Origin of the sequence: Paenibacillus sp. OK076, assembly GCF_900110055.1 — a bacterium.
Lineage (GTDB): Bacteria > Bacillota > Bacilli > Paenibacillales > Paenibacillaceae > Paenibacillus.
In genome coordinates this window covers 48,203-67,419 of sequence record NZ_FOCH01000001.1, presented here as the reverse complement: position 1 = coordinate 67,419, position 19,217 = coordinate 48,203, and the positions used below count along the sequence as shown (strand labels likewise).

Annotated in this window: 16 protein-coding genes; 4 read left to right on the top strand and 12 right to left on the bottom strand. The window is 46.5% G+C overall.

Translation table 11 applies throughout. The annotated features are described in order from the left end of the window. Window positions 1-65 precede the first annotated feature (65 nt). The 5 genes from BMY78_RS00280 to BMY78_RS00260 all read right to left on the bottom strand — a co-directional run bounded on the left by BMY78_RS00280 (window position 66) and on the right by BMY78_RS00260 (window position 6,289). Complete coding sequence (locus BMY78_RS00280) at window positions 66-1,820, bottom strand: methyl-accepting chemotaxis protein (RefSeq protein WP_090893531.1); 1,755 nt, start codon at window positions 1,818-1,820, stop codon at window positions 66-68. A gap of 323 nt (window positions 1,821-2,143) precedes the next feature. Then, the gene (locus BMY78_RS00275; protein ID WP_090893528.1) at window positions 2,144-2,434 is read right to left on the bottom strand and encodes a hypothetical protein; all 291 of its coding nucleotides are present in this window, start codon (window positions 2,432-2,434) and stop codon (window positions 2,144-2,146) included. Between the two features lie 14 nt (window positions 2,435-2,448). Then, window positions 2,449-3,879 (bottom strand): WXG100 family type VII secretion target, encoded by a 1,431-nt coding sequence (locus BMY78_RS00270; protein WP_256221897.1) that lies wholly within the window; start codon window positions 3,877-3,879, stop codon window positions 2,449-2,451. 244 nt (window positions 3,880-4,123) lie between these two features. Continuing rightward, window positions 4,124-5,476: an amino acid permease gene (locus tag BMY78_RS00265; RefSeq protein ID WP_143066992.1), complete on the bottom strand. Its 1,353-nt coding sequence runs from the start codon at window positions 5,474-5,476 to the stop codon at window positions 4,124-4,126. 357 nt (window positions 5,477-5,833) lie between these two features. Beyond that, on the bottom strand, window positions 5,834-6,289 hold the full coding sequence (locus tag BMY78_RS00260) for a GNAT family N-acetyltransferase (protein ID WP_090893526.1): 456 nt from the start codon (window positions 6,287-6,289) through the stop codon (window positions 5,834-5,836). 441 nt (window positions 6,290-6,730) lie between these two features. Here BMY78_RS00260 and BMY78_RS00255 point away from each other — a divergent pair, with 441 nt between their 5' ends. Together BMY78_RS00255 and BMY78_RS00250 are read left to right on the top strand one after the other, a co-directional pair. After that, window positions 6,731-7,306: a GNAT family N-acetyltransferase gene (locus BMY78_RS00255; RefSeq protein ID WP_177185617.1), complete on the top strand. Its 576-nt coding sequence runs from the start codon at window positions 6,731-6,733 to the stop codon at window positions 7,304-7,306. Next, on the top strand, window positions 7,303-7,650 hold the full coding sequence (locus tag BMY78_RS00250; protein WP_090893524.1) for a DUF1801 domain-containing protein: 348 nt from the start codon (window positions 7,303-7,305) through the stop codon (window positions 7,648-7,650). The genes BMY78_RS00255 and BMY78_RS00250 overlap by 4 nt, the downstream gene beginning before the upstream one ends. 208 nt (window positions 7,651-7,858) lie before the next feature. Here the strand turns inward: BMY78_RS00250 and BMY78_RS00245 are convergent, their stop codons facing one another. From BMY78_RS00245 to BMY78_RS00230, 4 genes are all read right to left on the bottom strand, one after another. Then, window positions 7,859-9,163, bottom strand: coding sequence for a DUF1963 domain-containing protein (locus BMY78_RS00245; RefSeq protein WP_090893522.1), 1,305 nt, complete (start codon window positions 9,161-9,163; stop codon window positions 7,859-7,861). Window positions 9,164-9,241: 78 nt separating this feature from the next. Next, window positions 9,242-10,420: an alanyl-tRNA editing protein gene (locus BMY78_RS00240; RefSeq protein WP_090893520.1), complete on the bottom strand. Its 1,179-nt coding sequence runs from the start codon at window positions 10,418-10,420 to the stop codon at window positions 9,242-9,244. 451 nt (window positions 10,421-10,871) lie between these two features. Then, window positions 10,872-12,641, bottom strand: a complete 1,770-nt coding sequence (gene dhaK / locus BMY78_RS00235) for a dihydroxyacetone kinase subunit DhaK (RefSeq protein WP_090893518.1) — start codon at window positions 12,639-12,641, stop codon at window positions 10,872-10,874. Next, window positions 12,642-13,784, bottom strand: coding sequence for a glycerol dehydrogenase (locus BMY78_RS00230; RefSeq protein WP_090893517.1), 1,143 nt, complete (start codon window positions 13,782-13,784; stop codon window positions 12,642-12,644). Window positions 13,785-14,154: 370 nt separating this feature from the next. On the opposite strand from BMY78_RS00230, the gene BMY78_RS00225 reads away from it, so the two are divergent. Together BMY78_RS00225 and BMY78_RS00220 are read left to right on the top strand one after the other, a co-directional pair. Further along, window positions 14,155-15,186 carry a PocR ligand-binding domain-containing protein gene (locus BMY78_RS00225; RefSeq protein ID WP_090893515.1) on the top strand — a complete coding sequence of 344 codons (1,032 nt, stop codon included), beginning with the start codon at window positions 14,155-14,157 and terminating at the stop codon, window positions 15,184-15,186. 140 nt (window positions 15,187-15,326) lie between these two features. Then, on the top strand, window positions 15,327-16,316 hold the full coding sequence (locus tag BMY78_RS00220; RefSeq protein ID WP_090893512.1) for an aldo/keto reductase family protein: 990 nt from the start codon (window positions 15,327-15,329) through the stop codon (window positions 16,314-16,316). A gap of 191 nt (window positions 16,317-16,507) precedes the next feature. Here the strand turns inward: BMY78_RS00220 and BMY78_RS00215 are convergent, their stop codons facing one another. From BMY78_RS00215 to BMY78_RS00205, 3 genes are all read right to left on the bottom strand, one after another. After that, window positions 16,508-17,413, bottom strand: a complete 906-nt coding sequence (locus BMY78_RS00215; RefSeq protein WP_090893510.1) for a LysR substrate-binding domain-containing protein — start codon at window positions 17,411-17,413, stop codon at window positions 16,508-16,510. Between the two features lie 32 nt (window positions 17,414-17,445). Next, the gene (locus tag BMY78_RS00210; RefSeq protein WP_090893508.1) at window positions 17,446-17,916 is read right to left on the bottom strand and encodes an SMI1/KNR4 family protein; all 471 of its coding nucleotides are present in this window, start codon (window positions 17,914-17,916) and stop codon (window positions 17,446-17,448) included. Window positions 17,917-18,115: 199 nt separating this feature from the next. Then, window positions 18,116-19,216 carry a threonine aldolase family protein gene (locus BMY78_RS00205; protein WP_090893507.1) on the bottom strand — a complete coding sequence of 367 codons (1,101 nt, stop codon included), beginning with the start codon at window positions 19,214-19,216 and terminating at the stop codon, window positions 18,116-18,118. Window position 19,217: the final 1 nt, after the last annotated feature.

Sequence of the window (19,217 nt, the reverse complement as noted above, 5' to 3'; positions counted from 1 at the left end):
GCTTGCACCAGAGTGTTCCACATTTGATGATAAGGATTCAACTTACTGCTTACTGCTTGCTGCCCTTATACCTTTACTTTTCTTACCGCTTCGCTCAACTCAATCGTTTGCTGTCTTAGCAGGGTGGACGTCTGTGCCACCTTCTGGAACATGCTCGACTGCTCCCCTGTCAAACGATAAATGTCATCCGAATGATCTGAAACGCCGGATGAAATTTGCGAGATCGTATTGACCGATGCTGCCGCTTCCTCGGAACCGGCCGATATCTCCTCCGCTGCTGCGGATACCTCCTGGATACGATGTGTTACCACACGAAATGCCTCAACCATTTGGGTGAAGGCATGCTCTGCTTCTGCTGTGCTCGTCACTCCCTGGCCGATCTCTTGCGAGGTAATATCCATCTGTGATCCGATGTTCTGGGACTCCTGCTGAATGCCGAGCAACAAATCCGATATCGTCTGCACGGATGTGCTTGATGCCTCCGCCAACTTCCGCACTTCATCCGCCACAACGGCAAATCCCTTCCCGTGCTCTCCTGCATGAGCGGCTTCAATCGAAGCATTCAGTGCCAGCAGCTTGGTCTGACTCGCAAAATCCTGCACCGTATGAAGCGCACCGCCAATCTGCTTCGAGAAGTCGTTAAGCACTCGGACCATGGCTACAACTTCAGCAGATACAGCCGAAATGCTCTCCATCTGTTTCTTCATTTGCGTCATGCTCTGCTTACCCGATTGTGCCGTAGCAAGCGCAGTTGTTGCAGCGTCGGACACGGCTGTAGATGACTCTGAAATATCGGTAATCCCTTTAGCGATTTCTTCCATCGCATTGGCGCTGTCGCTAGCACCTTGCTTCTGGGTGTGTGCTCCCTGTCTGATCTGCTGCACGGATTGGTCAACGCTCTTATTCATCTCAAGCATGTCTTCTGCATCACGTTTGAATTGCTCCGTTGATTCCGCGAGGATACCGGTGGTTACCGAGACACCCGCGACCATGTCGCCGATCATTTGATTTAAGTCCCCGGACATATGAATCATCGCCTTGAATGTGCTGCCAATCTCATCCTCACTTTGCAGCCGATACGCGGTCAGGATTCGGTTGGCTTCCGCCAGCTCACCTTGCGCCATTTGTTCGACGCTTGCCTTTAGTGGTTTCAGCGGTCGCAGTCCTCTTACGATGTACCACAATACAACCGCGATGCCTGCAAGCGTAATGAATAACAATAGGGCATACAACGGAATGCTGGATTTCATAATATCTGACTCAATACTTCCAATGACCGACACAGCTGTATCGATTCCTATCACACCCGTTAAGGCCCCATTACTGTCCAAAATCGGAGCGTATGAGGAAATATATTCGCCATATTCCTCATTATGAATGATCGGAGAACTGGCCGTTTTTCCTTGCAGAAGCTTTTGGACTGCATCACCTGGGATATCCGTCACTTCATTGATCGGTGATGCTTTATCCGCATCTTTCATGCCGTCCACCATAATGAGGGGCGTGCCTGAATCGTCTATTTTCACAAAATACACATACATCGCCCCGATGCTCACACGAAAATCATCCAGCTCATCACGAATCTTCAAGAACACGTCATTTTCTTTGGGATCTTGGGCAAATTCCACATACGGCTCCGTGTCCAGCTGTTTCACATAACTCTCGGCAATTTGAATATTGTAACTCGATATGGCCTCCTGCGCGGCTAGCTTCATATTCGCCAGCTGAAGCAGCATGCTTCCCGCAGATATAATCATAATGACCAATGTAACCATGGCAACAATGCGAACAACCAAACGTTTCTTGAAAAACCCGACCATCCAATCCTCTTCCTCTCACGCCTGTATGTAAGCCTTTTCGACTACGCCCTACCCAAAAACTACATGCTTGAAGCACTATGTAATGTGAAAATAGTATATGAAGTTGTCGAATTAGGCAAGAAAATATTGGAACCGAATTGGAACGCTATCATCACTGTGTTAGCTTTATTTTTATAGAAGTTTATCCATGTTTGTTTCGATGAAACTGTTACGCTTTTACACAAAGAAAAACTCCGACGTATGCGTCAGAGTTTAGTCAACATGGGTAGGTTTAAGCCTGATTTTCGTAAGTGATCTCACAAATGCATCTCCAATTAAGCCCATTAAGAGATATCGGTATACACCACTGAGTTAATAGGGATTTCAGATTGGTTTATTGACTTACCAACGCATATACCAATGCTCTTCTTATTCATTAATGAACTTGAGATTTGTACTGAAACCACATCTATTGGAAATTCCTTATTGTCAGGTGTTCGAACAACAATATGATTATGGATTCGCTTTTTGATCTGATCATGGCTTAGGTCATCAAGTTCAGGATTGATACCCACTAAAATAGTACCATATTCGGATGATTCAAAAACATCTCCAACCTTCATCAATTTATGCATATTTATCATCCTTTCTATCTGTGTTGGATATAAAGTTCATTCTTCACATCTTGTACACGGAGATCTGCGTTTTTTAATCTCGTTACTGCATCTCTAAGTAGTGTCATTCTCTCTACAGAAGTTAATTCTGGTGCAAACCTCGCTGCTCTTATGCTGGCTTGTGCTTCGTCCAAAGCAAAATTTCGTGCATACGTTGCATCATCAAGATTATATAGTTCAAAGGCCCTTCCGCTTTTAAACGCTTCATAATGTCCAATAATCTCATGAGCTACAGTAGCTCTACCCGAAACACGTGTGTTGGCACTTAATGTGCCAATTCCATGGGACTCTGCGGGTAACACGTCTGTATTGATATATAGTCTGTCATACATCATTCCAGTATTCCAATGTTCTCGAAACACTATATTCTCTTCCGGGAAACCTAATCTTTTAGAGTAATTAATCAATTCAGTTTTCTGGGCATCTGTTAGTTCCAGTTCATTTCTTAAACCATCTGAAGAAATCTGACGATGATCCCCTTTTCCAAGCTCTCGTTCCTTCTCAGCATACTCGGAAAACCTGGAGGATTCTCTAGCCTTTTTGCTCTCGGCTATATTATCCACCACTCGCAGACGGGTATCTTGAAAACCATTAAAACCACCCCTCATCTTTCCTGTGCCCGGCTGTCGGGTAAAGGCCTGAATACTTGCGCCACCACCTGATAAAGTCAGCAAATTATGCGGTTTAATTAGAGAAGAAGCATAGCCTGTTCCAACCATCAGACCTCCCATACCGATCATGTTCGCCCAATGTTCACTAGACCAGGCATTCGTCGGAAACGTCGCTTTGCGGATCGTACCATGAATACCGAATGTAAGCCAATTAGCTGTATCATTGGGCGAGTTGAATGCTTTATCTGCACGGTCCACATAACCCTTAACAAGACCTCTGGGGATACCGAACGTCCAGTAATCCAAAAATCCACCTACACTATCATAACGCTTTTGATACCGAGCATCCGCAGATTGCATAAAGTCTTGTCCCAATTCGACCAAACTGTCAGCAGACTTCTGAAAAGCATTACGTGTATCGGCTAATGGTGCCCTACATTCATCCGGGGGTGGTGGTACGCAACTAGCATCATAGGATTGTAGAGCTTGCTGATCAACAAGTCTGAATTTCTCAGCATGCGCTTGAAGTTCTTTGGCAATGGACAGAGACAAGGAAACAAAGTTATTCATGACCTTCTGCGCCAGTGTAAAATCATAATAAAACTTCTCCTTCGTGCTGCCATCCCACTGTCTTTCGATCTCGAATAAGTGTTGTTTCAGGATACTGTTCATCTGAAAAACCTGGCTTTGGGCTGCTTCAAACTGTCTGGAGACTGATAACAGCTGTTCCGGGTTACTTTTATCGTCGTCATGTGGTACCTCGTTCGAAATATATTCGTTGTTATATGAATCCAAGGGAGGAGTATGATTTATGTAAGATTCAAACGTACTTCTGGTCCTTTATTATAAAAGCAGCTCATGTCATTTCGTAGCTACTGGCGATTTATTTATCTAGTTCGTATCCCCCCTATTTTTCCATAATATAACATTACAACTTCAAATCAGTCCCCATTAAAACTTTCTTTCTCAAAAAAAACACCCCAGCGTGAACGCTGAGATGTCTTGTTACTGCGTAGCTATTATGATTCTTCTACAAACACTAAACTTCTTGCCCATGGTTCTTTCTGAATCGAATCAGAGACCAGAGGATCAGTAACACGAGTACAGTTAGACAGATGCTGATGCTGAAACGGTTGCCTTCATCAAATACGAACATGACTGCAATCACGCCAAGACAGAGCACAGCAGCTCCAGTTACGTAAGGAAATCCCCAGACCTTAAATGTCGGCTGTACCGGATACCTCTTGCGCAGCTTCAGCTGTGAGGTGGCAATACAGATCCACACGAGCATCACGACAAACCCCGGAACCGCCAGCAGCACGCGGAAGAGCTGGTCTTGTGCGAACAGCCCCAGCATGGAGCCCCCAAGCAGAATCACAGCACATACCAGCAGTGTATTTACCGGACTGCCGTTGCGATTCGTTTGTGATAATGCCTTGGGAGCTTCACCACCTACCGCCATGGAATGCATCATACGGGATGCGCCGTAAATGCCCGAATTCGCAGCAGACAGCACAGCGGTTACCAAAATAAAGTTCATAATATGAGCGGCTCCGGGTAGTCCCGTGGAGGCAAGCACCTGTACAAACGGACTGCTCTCCGGTCCAATTTCATTCCACGGAATGAGTCCACAGATGATGAGAATCGGCAGCGTGAAAAATAAAATAATTCTCAGCATAAAGTTGCCCACAATCTTAGGCATCACCTTGTCCGCATTTTCCGTCTCCGTTAAGGTGAGTCCAATCAGCTCCGATCCTCCATACGAGAACATCACGACCAATAATGCCGAGAAGACCGATGACCATCCATTAGGGAAGAAACCGCCTGCTTGCGTGTAATTATGCAGATAAGGCGTGTTGTCACTTGGAATGATTCCGAAGATCAGACCAGCACCAAGGATAATAAAAATAATAATCATGGCGATTTTAATGCCCGCCAGCCAAAATTCAAATTCCCCAAATACGCCCACACTCAACAGATTAATCAGTATAATAAACACCGCACATGCCAAGCTCAGCATCCACAGCGGCACTTCCGTGAACCAATACTGCAAAAAGCTCCCTGCTGCAATCACCTCAATTACACATACCGATAACCAGAGGAAACAATACATCCATCCCATGATAAAGGAGACTCTGCTGCCGAACGCTTCCTGCACAAAGTCTTTCATATTTTTGTTCTTGTATACCGTAGCCATCTCCGCCATCGCAGCCATGACAACCAGTAACAATAATCCTGCAAAAATGTACGTTACAATGACGCCTGGACCTGCAATTCCAATCGTTTCGGCGCTTCCTTTGAAAATGCCGGTTCCAATGACACCGCCCATAGCCATAAAGCTAATATGCCTTGGTTTGAGTTTCTTCTGCAATGTTCCTTCTGTCTGAGCCAATTCAAATCCTCCTGATGTAAAAAACGTCTATAATCTTCTGTTATGTTTTCTAAAACATAACTTCCAGTATACCCTATTGTTCATGGATCAGCCCAGCAGTTCCTTAGGGCCAATTCATCCCAAACCGTCGCTGACATAACCTATGTTTTATACCCCACAATGATACATGGCAAACTGTATGCAATCCCATTTGTTCATTTGAATACATTCTACTCTTCTTGCGATCTCCCATATGTATGATTTGTTGCAATCCACCACTTCGGACAACAATCATTACACGCAAAAAACCAGCGTTCTGTCTGCAACAGAATGCCGGTTTCCTGTGTTCCTGCTATGTTGTTTTGCCTATCATGTAATTTATAATTCCTTCGTCATAAAAGCGCTGTTCGGGTCCAAACTATAATCTGCAAATGGCTCACAGTATACAAACCCAAAGTCTTCATACAGTTTCCGCGCCGGAATAAAAGAATCCATCGAGCCTGTCTCCAAACTGATCCGTTTATATCCCCGATCCTTGGCAACCTCGATAATATGGGCAAGGATTTTTCTCGCTACGCCTTTTCTCAGGTGAGCCGATGCTGTACGCATCGATTTCAATTCTGCATGCTCCGAATTCAATTCCTTCATGGCGCCGCAGCCCAGCAACTCCTCCGCTTCCCATGCGCACCAGAAGGTAATCTCAGGTTTCTTTAACCCCTCCAGATCCAGAGCGTGAATGCTTTCCGGCGGCGAGTCTGCTGCCATGCCCTGCAAATGTTCTGCAATTAATCCAATGACCTGATGACCGCTCAAATCGTCTACTTTGATCTCCATATCTACCACTCCTGCCGACATTTTGTTGTGTGTTATATCAATGAATACATGTCTATTATTTATATAGTACTACCATGACAGGTTTTCTGACAACAACTTCAAAAACACAAACGAAATGTCTATTGTGATACCCTTAAATTTCCATTATAGTGAGGCTATCTGAAACCAAAAGGAGCGAAGAATATTGCGTAGCAGCCATATAGCTAAATTGATATTTACTCGAAAACGGAGAGGACAGAAATAACCTGAAGAAGCGGAGCGTTCGCCTTTATCCCCGGATTTTCCCCTTTGAAAAAGGAATTCAAAAAATCTGGGGATAACAGCGATCGGAAGGTTGTTCTGTCATCGGAGTGGCATGTGTAAATATCTTTTTTAGTTCAATTTATATAGCTAATTGTCGTGCTAGGTGAAGCGAACTTAATTTGTGAATAGGAGATCATCATGACACTATCGACTGAAAATCTGTTTTATAGCAAACGATTGAAAATGACCCCGCCCCGTGCTGAAGACGTGCAAACCATGCTGCAATGGAATGAAGATCCCGAATATTTGCGAAATGTGGACACGGATATTGCCATTCCTTATTCGGAAAAGCAGCTTGAAGATGAAGGCGAGACGAAGGACAAGGAAGTTTACTTCCGGCTTCGAACGCTTGAGGATGAACAACTGATCGGATTCGTTGTCATTCACAGTATTGAATGGAACAACCGCTGCGGACAGCTTGCCATTGGCATTGGACTCGCACAGCATCGCAACAAGGGGTACGGAACGGAAGCGTTGAATCTTATTTTGCGGTATGCCTTCCATGAATTGAATCTGGACCGGGTAGGTCTGGATGTCATCGCCTATAATGCCAAGGGCATCCGAGCCTATGAGAAGGTCGGCTTTCAGTTGGAAGGTCGGGCTAGATCAGCCGTGTATCGTGATGGAAAACGCTATGATCGCTTATGGATGGGAATTCTAAGACCGGAATGGGAAGCACACAATCAGATCAAATTGGAGGGTGGACAAGCATGAATAGGAATGCGGAAGTCACTGAATTTATCGAACAGATCACGGTACCATGGCAAGTCCAGGTTGCAAGTAAACTGCGGGAGTTGGTACATGAGTCCATCCCTGAAGTAGAGGAACGTGTGCAGTACAAAAAACCTCATTTCCTGAAAAACGGTAAATATACGGCGGTCATCTCTCCTTCCAAGCCGGCTGTATCCTTCACGATCTTCAATGCAACCGGACTTGATCTGCCAGATGGGATATTTGAAGGCCCTGCGGAACGCAAAACCATCAAGATCAAGGAAAAAGATACGCCGGACTATGAGTGGCTCGCTGGCCTTCTGACACAGGCATCGGCAGAACTCTAAGCTGGTATCGAGGATATAACATGTCATAGATTTTTCTAACCGACTATAGCAACTATTAAAAAGGCCAACCAGCATATCTGGTTGACCTGATCATACGAAGGGGCTTCCTATACTGTTGAACACATATAGGATCGCCCCTTTTGGGTGTGCAGCATTTATTACAATTTAAATCGCATCTATGCAATAACAGATCATTAGAGTTCCCTCATCAGGATTGTTGATAAGATACCGCAGTCATCTGACACGGCTCGCAAATGAACATGTAATACATGCCATCCCCGTATTCCTCAACCTCGCTCCAGTCTATTTGTCCAACGGCCCGCATCCTAGAAGAGCAGCATGGACAGTTCGGGTACTCCGCGTCCTGAACCCATCCGGGATGGCCCCCAATCTGGGAAGCAGAAGGTTCCATCGCCCACTCACTGGCATGGAACGCATGACGTGGTGTGGTCGCAATCCGAAACTGCTGCCCTGCATCCGCTGCAAGCTGAACATCGTCGTCCGGGTCAAGATTATCCGCTCCCATCGGCATCACATTATGCGCACTCCAGCACGGTTCACCTGCTGAATCCATCTCCATATAAACGACGCCATAACAACTACAACTAATGCAAGTCTGCACTTGAAGTCGTTCACTGTTCCAAGCAACGTCCTGCAGTGCTGGATGCCGTACATCCAAATCCATTAAGGTCGTTAACTGACTGCCACACCACTCACAGGTATCGGCACTGGTCAGCAGCATGGAGATGGGATCGCCAATTGATGGGTCGTCTGCCCCTTCATTCCCTTTTACTTTATAGAGTGAATAACTTGGGGTGATGAATAAATCCCTGCGCTGACCTTCATTCGTTAACTCCCAACCGGCTTCGGTTGTATAGTACTCTGGTGCAACATGCAGCTGATCTGCCCAATGAGGTGGCAAATGCCTCCATTGCTGGAACTGACGTACGACCACTTCATCTCCAATATAGGCGAGCATGAGCAACAGGTTATTCCGATTCTCATCATCGGTGTTCACCCGCTGCAAAAGTTGATCACGTACTTCGGGCGAGGCACTCTTATACAAAATGGCAGGGTAGTCAATTTCATGCTCCAGCAGCTCAGGAATCTGTGCAGACAACGAGGTATCATGGTAACAGACCAGATATACCAATATATCTTTACCTGTATCATCATCCCCTGAACGAATCAGCTGCATCGCATACTCAATCATGAGGGCTTGCTGCTCCGCAGACAAGGACAGATATACTTCTTCTTTGGAATGATCGTATGCCACATAACGGATTAGCGGATCATGAACCTGGCGTGTATGCATAACTTTCAAAATCTCCACAGGGTCCGTCATTCCCTCATACAAGTTCACGTCGCGCCGATTGGCTTCAATGTATCTTTGACGTGCCTCACGTTCCATCTCCTGCTTGCAAGGCATACAGTACCCACCTGTTCGGGCAGCCGTTGCTGGCAAAATCGTATTTGGGCACCCCTCTCGTATGCACGGAATGCGTTCTGTCATCCGTTGGCACCTCCTCTGCTATTGATCACGCTTCACGATCCATCGAGTCCCATCCATATCGATCAGCGGGAAGGTAGATTAGTGATGTCCCAGTTGCTCCTTCGTGAATTCATAAAATGCGAGCGCATCTTCGCTGCTGGCAAAGCCCGCCTGAGCCATCTTGTCGCTGCCGCCACCTTTGCCCTGGTAGGCTCCGAGATTGCCCTTGAAGAAAGGTCCACAAGCCCACTCTGGCGGCTGCCCGTTCTGCGCCAATACAACCTTGGCCTCCGAGATGCTCGCAAAGAGTACAAGGCCTTCATGTTCTGATGTCAGCTTGGTTGCCAGACTCTGCATATCCTTGAGCGATTTGTCCTCAAAGATTTGGGCAATGACAAGCCCTTCCCGTGCAGATAAAAGCTCCTGCGCATAATAAGCGTCATTGGAAGCTTTCACCACGTTCAGCTCTGCTTGCAGCTGCTTTTGTTCTGCTTCCATTTTGTCGATCCGATCCGTCAGCTCTTCCCGGCTCGTCTTCAATTTGGCTGTAATTCCGGTCAGTACGCTTTGCGCGGCGTTGAACTCATTCAGTGCTCGGTATCCACATTTAAAATAAATCCGGGTGCCGCCCTTCACTTTCTCGGTTTTCAACAGTTTAATGATCCCGATCTCGCCAGTGGCTGACACATGTGTTCCACCACAAGCGTTATATTCCACACCCTCGATTTCCACGATGCGAATATCTTCGGTGACGGAAGGCTGCTTCACCAGCGGCAGACGGGCCGCTTCTTCCGCTGTGACCCAGGAACTGCTGATTTTGGCATTTCGGTATATCTGCTGATTGACCTCCATTTCAATGGCAGCCAGTTGGTTCGCTCCCAATTCGGCTGCGGCCACATCAATCGTGATATAATCTGTGCCCAGATGAAAACTGAACGTCATCGCATCTGCCAGTTTCAGCGCAATAGCCGATAGCAAATGCTGCCCGCTATGCTGCTGCATATGATCGAATCTGCGCTGCCAATCGATGTGGCAATCCACGTCATTCTGCTCCGGCGCACGCTCCAGCTTGTGCAGCACCTCATCATTTTCACTAATTACATCCAACACATCCATGCCGCCGATCTGTCCCAGATCACAAGGCTGTCCACCCCCATGCGGATAAAAAGCCGTCTCTGCCAGCGTCACATATATACCGTCTTCCTTGTCCACTCTGCCTGTAATTTGTGTATGCCACTCGCGTGTGTATGCCGAGTCATAATAGATTTTTTGCGTCATCGAATCATCCCGATCCCTTCTCTTTCAAATGGCTGTCCATACTCTCCAGATTACACTATCTGGAACCGCCAAGCCAAATTTTCCGACTCACATCTTCGCTTTTCCATATCAAAAAAAGACCGCTCTGTAAGCCAAGCTACAGAGCGGTCTCCTTACTTATATCCACTATCCACGTTTAATGAAACGTTGGATATGGTTTGTACCTATGATTACACCAAAACAAGATGCAGTCATATTAATTTGGTATAGACACAAGAGCGAAACAGACAGAAAGGACCTGAAGAAGCGGAGCGTGCTCCTTTATCACCGGATTTCTCCCTTCAGGGGAAAATCATTGAAATCCGGGGGTAAGAGAGATCGAAAGGTTTTCTGTCTGTGTAGTTCCTGAGTGTCTAAATCAAGTATGGTCTGCAATCGGAGTGGCCAAGTGTAATCTCGTTGCACTCCATATTTATTTCATTGACTCGGATAGCTCTGTGAAAATAACACCCAGCGCATAGGCGCCAGCATCCGGGTATCCGAGACTGCGATCGCCAACAGCACCCGCGCGGCCCATGCGTGCCACAATGTCTTCTGTTTTCTTCGCGCCTTCTACCGCGGCTTCAGCACCTTTGGCAAACGCCGTTTGGAAGTTATCTCCATACTTCGCACTTTGCGTCCATGAATCTGCACAAGGAACAAGTGCGTCAATTAATGTCTTGTCACCTACAACGGCACCACGTCCGAAGGAGCGCTCCCCTGTAGATTGAATGCCTTGTACTGCCGCCTGCATCATGTCAGCGAACTCTGCAACGTTCAATTGCTGCTTGTCCCCAACGGCTTTGCCTGCCGCCCGGAATGCCGAACCCCAGATTGGACCGGAGGCACCGCCGCAGTATTCCATAATGACAAGAGAGCATGCATCGAGGAATGAACCGATATTCTTTTTCTCTTCATTCAAGATATGGTTCCATTCACGCTTGAGCTGTCTGAAGCCCTTTGCTACGCTCATGCCAAAGTCGCCGTCACCCGCATGGGAATCCAGTTCACAGAACGGTACTTCGTTCTTAATGATGATCTCACTCATCTTATCGATCAGGTAGACGATATTTTCCAGGGAGAATTGATTGTTGTTGATTACAGCAGAAGATGCAGGTGTCTCCACTTCATAGGATACTGGCGCATCTTCAGTCACGACGGCTTCCAACGCTTCGGAATATGTCACTTGTGCTACTGGAGGACCAGTCACTTTGAAAGCAGGTGTATCACTTTCCTTAAACAACAACGTTTTCAGTTCATCGTCCAGTTTCAGGATGGTTACCGATGCGCCTGCCATATCGATGCTCGTCATGTAATTGCCAACAAACGTAGTGGCTACATTCAGTCCTGAATGCTGTGCCAGCTCACGCTGAACCGAGTTGTTGAGCAGATAGAGCTCCTGCAACGGTGTAGCGCCAAAGCCATTGACGAGCACAGCAATCTCAGCAGAAGCATCGTTGTCCAGCTTCATATCTGCAAGCAGCGCTTCAACCATGCGTCCTGCAAGCTCATCCGCAGATACCAATTTCTCGCGGCGAATACCTGGCTCACCATGAATGCCCACACCGAATTCCATCTCATCTTCAGCGATTTCAAATGTCGGTGTTCCTTTGGCAGGTACGGTACAGGATGTGAATCCAAATCCGATGCTGCGTACGTTCAGGGCTGCTTTCTCAGCAACGGATTTCACCTCTGCCAGACTGCGGCCTTCTTCGGCAGCGGCACCAGCGATTTTGTGAACCAGTACAGTTCCGGCAACGCCGCGGCGTCCTACCGTATACAAACTGTCTTGAACAGCAATATCATCCTCAACCCGTACATATTGCACGTCAATGCCATCTTCCTCGGCAAGATGCGCCGCGTTCTTGAAGTTCATCATATCTCCGCTGTAGTTTTTGATAATCAGCAGCGTGCCCTTCTTGCTAGCTGTGGCCTTGATCGCCTGATATACCTGAATCTGGGAAGGAGATGCGAATACATCTCCGCAGACCGCAGCATCCAGCATGCCTTTGCCAACGTAACCCGCATGAGCAGGTTCATGACCACTACCGCCGCCACTGATGAGGCTGACTTTATCCCCATTAATCTCTCTGCGTTTAATGACCTTATATTTTTTCAAAAATTCAAGCTCCGGGTGCGCCAGCGCAATTCCGTTGCACATTTCCATGACAACATTTTCAGCCTGATTGATGATTTTTTTCATTTATTTCGCCTCCCGGCGAGCTTTTTTGTAGTCCCGTCCCATCCGGTCAGCAGCCGCAATGGCAGCAGCCACTTCAGGAACAGTAATCGGGAACGGCATGGCGTGAATGGATTCTTCCGGAATACATGCGATCTCGGCCACCTTTAACAACTCTTCCTGACTAATGGTATCTACACCGATATCCGCCAAGCTTACAGGCAGTCCCACCGCGAGACAGAAGTCCATGACTTCATGCAGCTCTTCGGTTGGTGCATTTTCAAGGACGAGTTGTGCAATCGTACCGAAGGATACTTTTTCACCGTGGAAGAAGTGATGTGTACCCTCCAGAACAGTCAAACCGTTGTGGATCGCATGGGCAGCAGCCAGACCGCCACTTTCAAATCCAAGACCAGACAACAGAATGTTGGTCTCAACGATGTTTTCCAGCGCTTGAGTCACGACGTTGCTGTCACTGGCTACTTTTGCTTTCAATCCATCAGTCAGCAGCATTTCATAACACAGTTTTGCAAGGGCAAGTGCTGCATTCGTACCTACTGCGGATGGCGTGTATCCTTCACGGGAGCCCATCGGCAGACTTGCGTTCACACGAGAGTACGACTTCGCTGTAGCTCTTGCTTCAAAGTATGTCGACAATGCATCACCCATACCCGATACGAGGAAACGTGTTGGGGCGTTTGCGATAACCGTTGTGTCCACGAGAACAACACTTGGGCTTTGTTTGAAATAAGCGTAGTCATCAAAAGCACCTTCCGGCGTGTACAACACAGCCGAGTGACTTGTTGGCGCATCCGTTGCTGCGATGGTAGGACAGATAATCAGCGCTTCACCTTCTGCCACACATTTGGCTGCGTCGATCGCTTTACCGCCACCAAGACCGATGGTACAATGACATCCTTTTTCCTTCGCGATCTCTTGCAGACGAGCAACTTCCTCGCGGGAACATTCCCCTTTAAAACCGCTTTCAACAAACGTAATATTGAATTTCTGTGCCGTTGCATCGAGCTTCGCCTTTACACGCTGCACATCATCCGGATGTGCGATCAGCAATGCAGATTCACCAAAGGATTTCACAAAGTAACCGAGGTTCAATAATTCGTCTTCGCCTTGCACATACTTCGTTGGGCTAATAAATGCTTTTCTCATAATGATATAGACCCTCCTATGGATGATATAAGTTAAGTTCGTTTACTGCATAAATGTTCTGCATACCTACAACAAGGGTACCTGATGTCATTCTTGGATGAACTTATACATTAAATTTTAAATGCTCACAATTAACCTAAATATATACCATGCATGTGAGGTTTACAGTGGACTTTGATAACAAATTATTATAATTTGCAATCGTAATTTTTTGCTTTTCAACGGAAACATGGTATCTTATTGTCATGCGATAGGTTAATTTTTGACATCTTCTATACATTACCCGTCATTATCTCATCTTAATATGTACAACTTGCTAACTTTTAACGAACAAAATCTTTCATCAGGTTAGCTATGGAGGGTTCCATTCATGATTAAAGAATATCTGCATATCAATAAAATCCTTGATTTGAATAAATGGAAGCGTCTACAGGATTCCCTTGCCACCGTGACCAAGCTGGCTATTCTAACCGTCGACTATAAAGGCATTCCCGTAACCAGCCATAGCAGCTGTCAGTCCTTTTGCCAAAATGTTCGCAAAGATCCCGAACTGCTCCCCTACTGCCAGAAATGTGATTCCCGAGGTGGTCTGGAAGCCGTTCGATTGAATGAGCCTTATGTTTACCTGTGTCATTTCAATATCGTGGACATTGCGATTCCAATCACGATTGATGGGAAATATATCGGTGCCGTAATGGCAGGACAAGTTAAGCTCGCTGACCCGGAGAAAGGTACGGAACTGGAACAGATCGTCACGTCCAAGAACGTGCCAATGCATGCTGCGAAGCTAAAGGAATTACAGGACGATTATGACCAGCTGCCGGTCATGACCTATGAAGAGGTTGTGAAAATTTCCAACATGCTTTCTTTACTTTGTAACTACATTGTGGAGGAAGCACTGAACAAAAATTTGCTGGTGGAAATGTTCGAGAAAGCTTCGGGGCATCAGGAGTCTCTGAATCTGTCCACGATTCTGCCTGGATACTCCATCCGTAATATTGAGTCGATCAAAAAAGAAATGACCAATGCGATTGCGGATGCCTATCTTAAAAACAGCCCAAGCGATACTGAGAGTTCCAGCCCGGTGCTCCAACCTGCTTTTGAATATATTCACAGTCACAAGAGTGAGCAAGTCTCACTCAAACAAATGGCCGATCTGTGCCACCTGAGTCCAAGTTATTTCAGCAGGCTGTTTGCCAAGGAAACGGGAGAGAACTTCACGACTTATATTGCACGACTCAAAATCAAATGGGCCAAGCAATTGCTGGAGGTTACGGACATGCCCGTGTCGCAGATCAGTGATGAACTGGGGTTCAATGAATCGGGTTATTTTATCAGAATATTCAAAAAATTTGAGGAGATTACGCCTGCCCTCTATCGCAAATACATGCAGGAACAATGAGCAAGCCTAACTATACGTTTTTGTTACAAGAGAAAACTCAGTGATATCTTTTTCGTATCAAAGATGAGGTTAAAAGACATTTCACCTATTAATCTGCCATTGCTACAATGGAGTCCAGATTACTTAGGGAGGCGTCACGAATGGAATATCGCAAATTAGGAAACAGCGGTCTAACCGTCAGTGAAATTTCACTGGGGAACTGGATTACACATGGAGCACAAGTGGATGATGGAATCGCAAAAGCCTGTGTTCAGGCTGCTTTGGAGGCAGGTATCACGACATTTGATACGGCAGACGTCTATTCCAATACCAAGGCAGAAACTGTGTTGGGACATGCTCTTAAGGAGATCCGAAGAGAAAGTATTGAACTGTGCACCAAAGTCTGTCATCCAACCGGCTCAGGTCGCAACGACAGAGGACTTTCCCGCAAACATATCATGGAGGCCTGCAACGCTTCATTGCAAAGATTGCAAACCGATTATATCGACGTCTATTATGCTCACCGTTATGATCCAAATACGCCGCTGGAGGAAACATTCCTTGCATTTGCCGATCTGGTTCGTCAGGGCAAGGTTCACTATATTGGAGTTAGCGAATGGACTGCTGCTCAGATTGAAGAGGCTTCCGCATTTGCTAAGGAGCTTCGCGTGCCCTTTATTGCGAGCCAACCACAGTATTCGATGTTATGGCGTGTTATTGAGCAGGAAGTTGTGCCAGCAAGTACACAAGCAGGTCTGGGCCACATTACATGGTCTCCCCTGGCTCAGGGCATACTATCGGGTAAATATATCCCGCATGAAGCGATCCCAGCCGGATCACGTGCAGCGGCCGAGGCTGGAGCACCCTTTTTCAACAATCTTGCTGGTCGGTGGTTACGTGACGACGTTCTGACTGCTGTTCAGCAGCTTATTCCATTGGCGAAAGACATCGGGCTGACGCTCCCTCAACTTGCCGTCGCCTGGGTTCTCCAGCATTCGTATGTGTCATCCGTCATTATTGGCGCATCTCGTCCAGAACAAGTTCTTGAGAATGTAAAAGCCTCTGGTGTTCAACTGGATCGGGACATCCTGTCCCGCATTGATGAAATATTGGGTGAGTGGATTGAAAGAGACCCTGCCAAGACGGGTTAGTAGCTCTTCTTAAACTACTCTAACCATACTATATAAGTTGGACTAATCATTTGCACGACAACGGAGAGGACAGAAAAAACCTGAAAAAGCGAAGTTACAAGCTTTCTACAAGAAAGCTGCATCGGAAGCATACGCTTATCCCCAGATTTTCCGATTGGAAGGTTGTTCTGTCATCGAAGTGCTAGTGTAAATCATTTTTTGTTCAACTTATATTCCCCTTCAACAATTTCATCTACAATATTCATAAAACGGGAAATCACTTCCTGATTCATGTCCGTCCGCCATGCCGTGTATAACGGTACGGAGGGCGGACTTTCTATTAGTGGTAGAAATACCACACCCCTCCGCTCAAACACATCTACTGAAGAAGGAACGATGGAGATGCCCATGCCCGCTGCCACGAGATTCACAATCGTGTACATCTGAATGGCTTCCTGTGTAATACGAGGATCTACACCATGCTCCCTGCAATAATCCAGAACGAGACGATGAAACGGAGACCCCAGATGCCGCGGGAATAAAATAAAATCTTCGTCCGCCAGCTCAGTGATTGACACCTGAGTCTGTGAAGCTAAAGGGTGATGGTCTGGCAGCACTGCAAGTAATGTTTCCGTCTGACAGACCCGGAACGACAAATGTCCGTTATGATCCGGATACCGCAAAAATCCAATATGGATCTGTCCATCTGCTAGTGCCTGCAATTGTTCGGACGAGGTCATCTCGCGCAACGTAAGTTCAATCTGCGGGTACGCAGCTCGGAATTTTCTCAGCACATCGACCATAATACTCCCCGAAGCAGAATCCACAAAAGCAACCGTTAAATGTCCAATGATGCCCTGGTCAGCCTTCTGCGTAAGCTGGATGGAGCGTTCAAGTTGGGCCATGATCAGCCTCGCCTGTTCCAGAAATACGGCACCTGCCGCCGTGAGACGAACCATTTTTTTCGTGCGTTCCAACAGCTTCACGCCAAGCTCTTCTTCCAGATTCTGAATCTGCTGGCTCAGCGGCGGCTGCGTCATATTTAATTTCTCTGCCGCACGGTGGAAATGAAGCTCCTCCGCCACGGTGATAAAGTATCGTAATTTTCGGATATCCATTCGCCTGATGTACTTCCCTTCTGTCTGACCTCTTACTTCATCTGTTCCTGAACCCAAACGGCTGATTCAGCCAGCATCGTCATTAATTCATTAAAGTCCACGGCTATCTCACGAAGAGGTAGTTCTCCCGCATCGTGGATTAACATCAGAACCTTGCCAGAATTTTGATCCAGTATAGCAATGCTTCCTTCGCCAAACCCACCAATTGGAAATGGTTGCAACTCAGCGGGCAACTCGTATTCCTTCTCATATTCACGGTATACTTCCAGGAACTCGGGATATGCCCAATTCAATTCTTTCACCGAATACACGGCAGGATCGCCGAAGTTGCATGCACCAAATTCAAGCAAGAGCTCACGATACACTGCGGGCAATTTCACATTAAACTTTTGCTCAAAATCCTCAATGCTTTGTTGCGTTTCAGGAGTACACCCTTCTCCCATGGTTGTATTGTATGCTTCCACCAAAAGATCACGAATGGACTCCAAACGTATTGACTCCACTTGAACTCCTCCTTATAAATGAAAATCAATGAAATTGTGGTCCACGAATATGTTCACTATTAACGACGCGATGATACTAGAAGCTGCATTATTGCTGTTATTACTGCATTAAAGTACTTTTCGTCAGCTATCTTTCTTTTCCTGCAACAAAAATGCCCTATCCAACAAGTGGATAAGGCAGAATTAGCATAGCTTTATTTTAGTTCACATGTTTCCGCAGTTCTTCATCCAACCATTGCAGCGCTGAATGCAGCTTGTCCTTGGGTACATTCTGATAACGATCCCCCGTTGACAATTCAAAGGCACAGCTATGAGCACTGGTCTGCTGCAAGTATGAAGTAAACCCTAAGCCGAATTGCTGTGTCATGAATGCCAGAATACGCTCCACCTCGGCTTGGGCCAAGGGGAAATGTACGTGAAACATATTGGAGACGGGTACTTCTGGCAATGTACGTATACCGTGACACGCATTTAACAAGGAAGCAAGTTCTTTGGCCTGCTCATAATAAAGCCCCATTTTGCCATTCCGTTCATTGAAATAATATTGAGAACTAAGAATATACGGATATAGGCCGATCAGATCGCCGCCGTGCCGACGCTTCCATATTTTCGATTCTTCCATAACATCCGTATCTCCTGCCAATATAGCCCCAGCAATTCCTCCAATGCCTTTGTAAAAAGAGACGTAGACACTATCGAACAGACTGCAAATCTCGGCGGGTGTCTTCTGATAATAAGGCGTGATTTCGAACAGGCGTGCCCCGTCCAGATGAAGCTTGATTCCACGTTCACGGCAATAAGCCGAGATTGCCTCCAACTCTTCATAGGCAGGCAATTGTCCACCAATCTCGCGTTGAGGCAGTTCAAGCAGCAGGCAGGAAATTTCCTCATTCATCCCCTCTACATCTTCCAATCGAATCAGTCGGTCCTCGTCCGCCAGCAAAATGGTTTCAATCTGATGCAGTTCCTTCAGTCCGTCTTCCTCATGGATTTCCAGATGAGATAAAGGATGATAGGCTACCCGCTTGATGCCCTTACGGTCACACCAGATACGCAAGGCGATTTGCTGTGCCATCGTACCACTGGGGAAAAATACAGCCGATTCCTTGCCCAGAACGTCAGCCATCTGCTGCTGGAATTGATCAATAATTTTACCGTTGCCATAATGATCACTATACTGTTCCCCATCCACCTGCTCCAGCGCTTTCTGAAGCACTTTGACTTTACGACTTCCGTGACCGCCTATAATAAACTCTGCCTGATTAAAAGCTTCCGCTAATGTTAACTCTGTATTCTTCAAG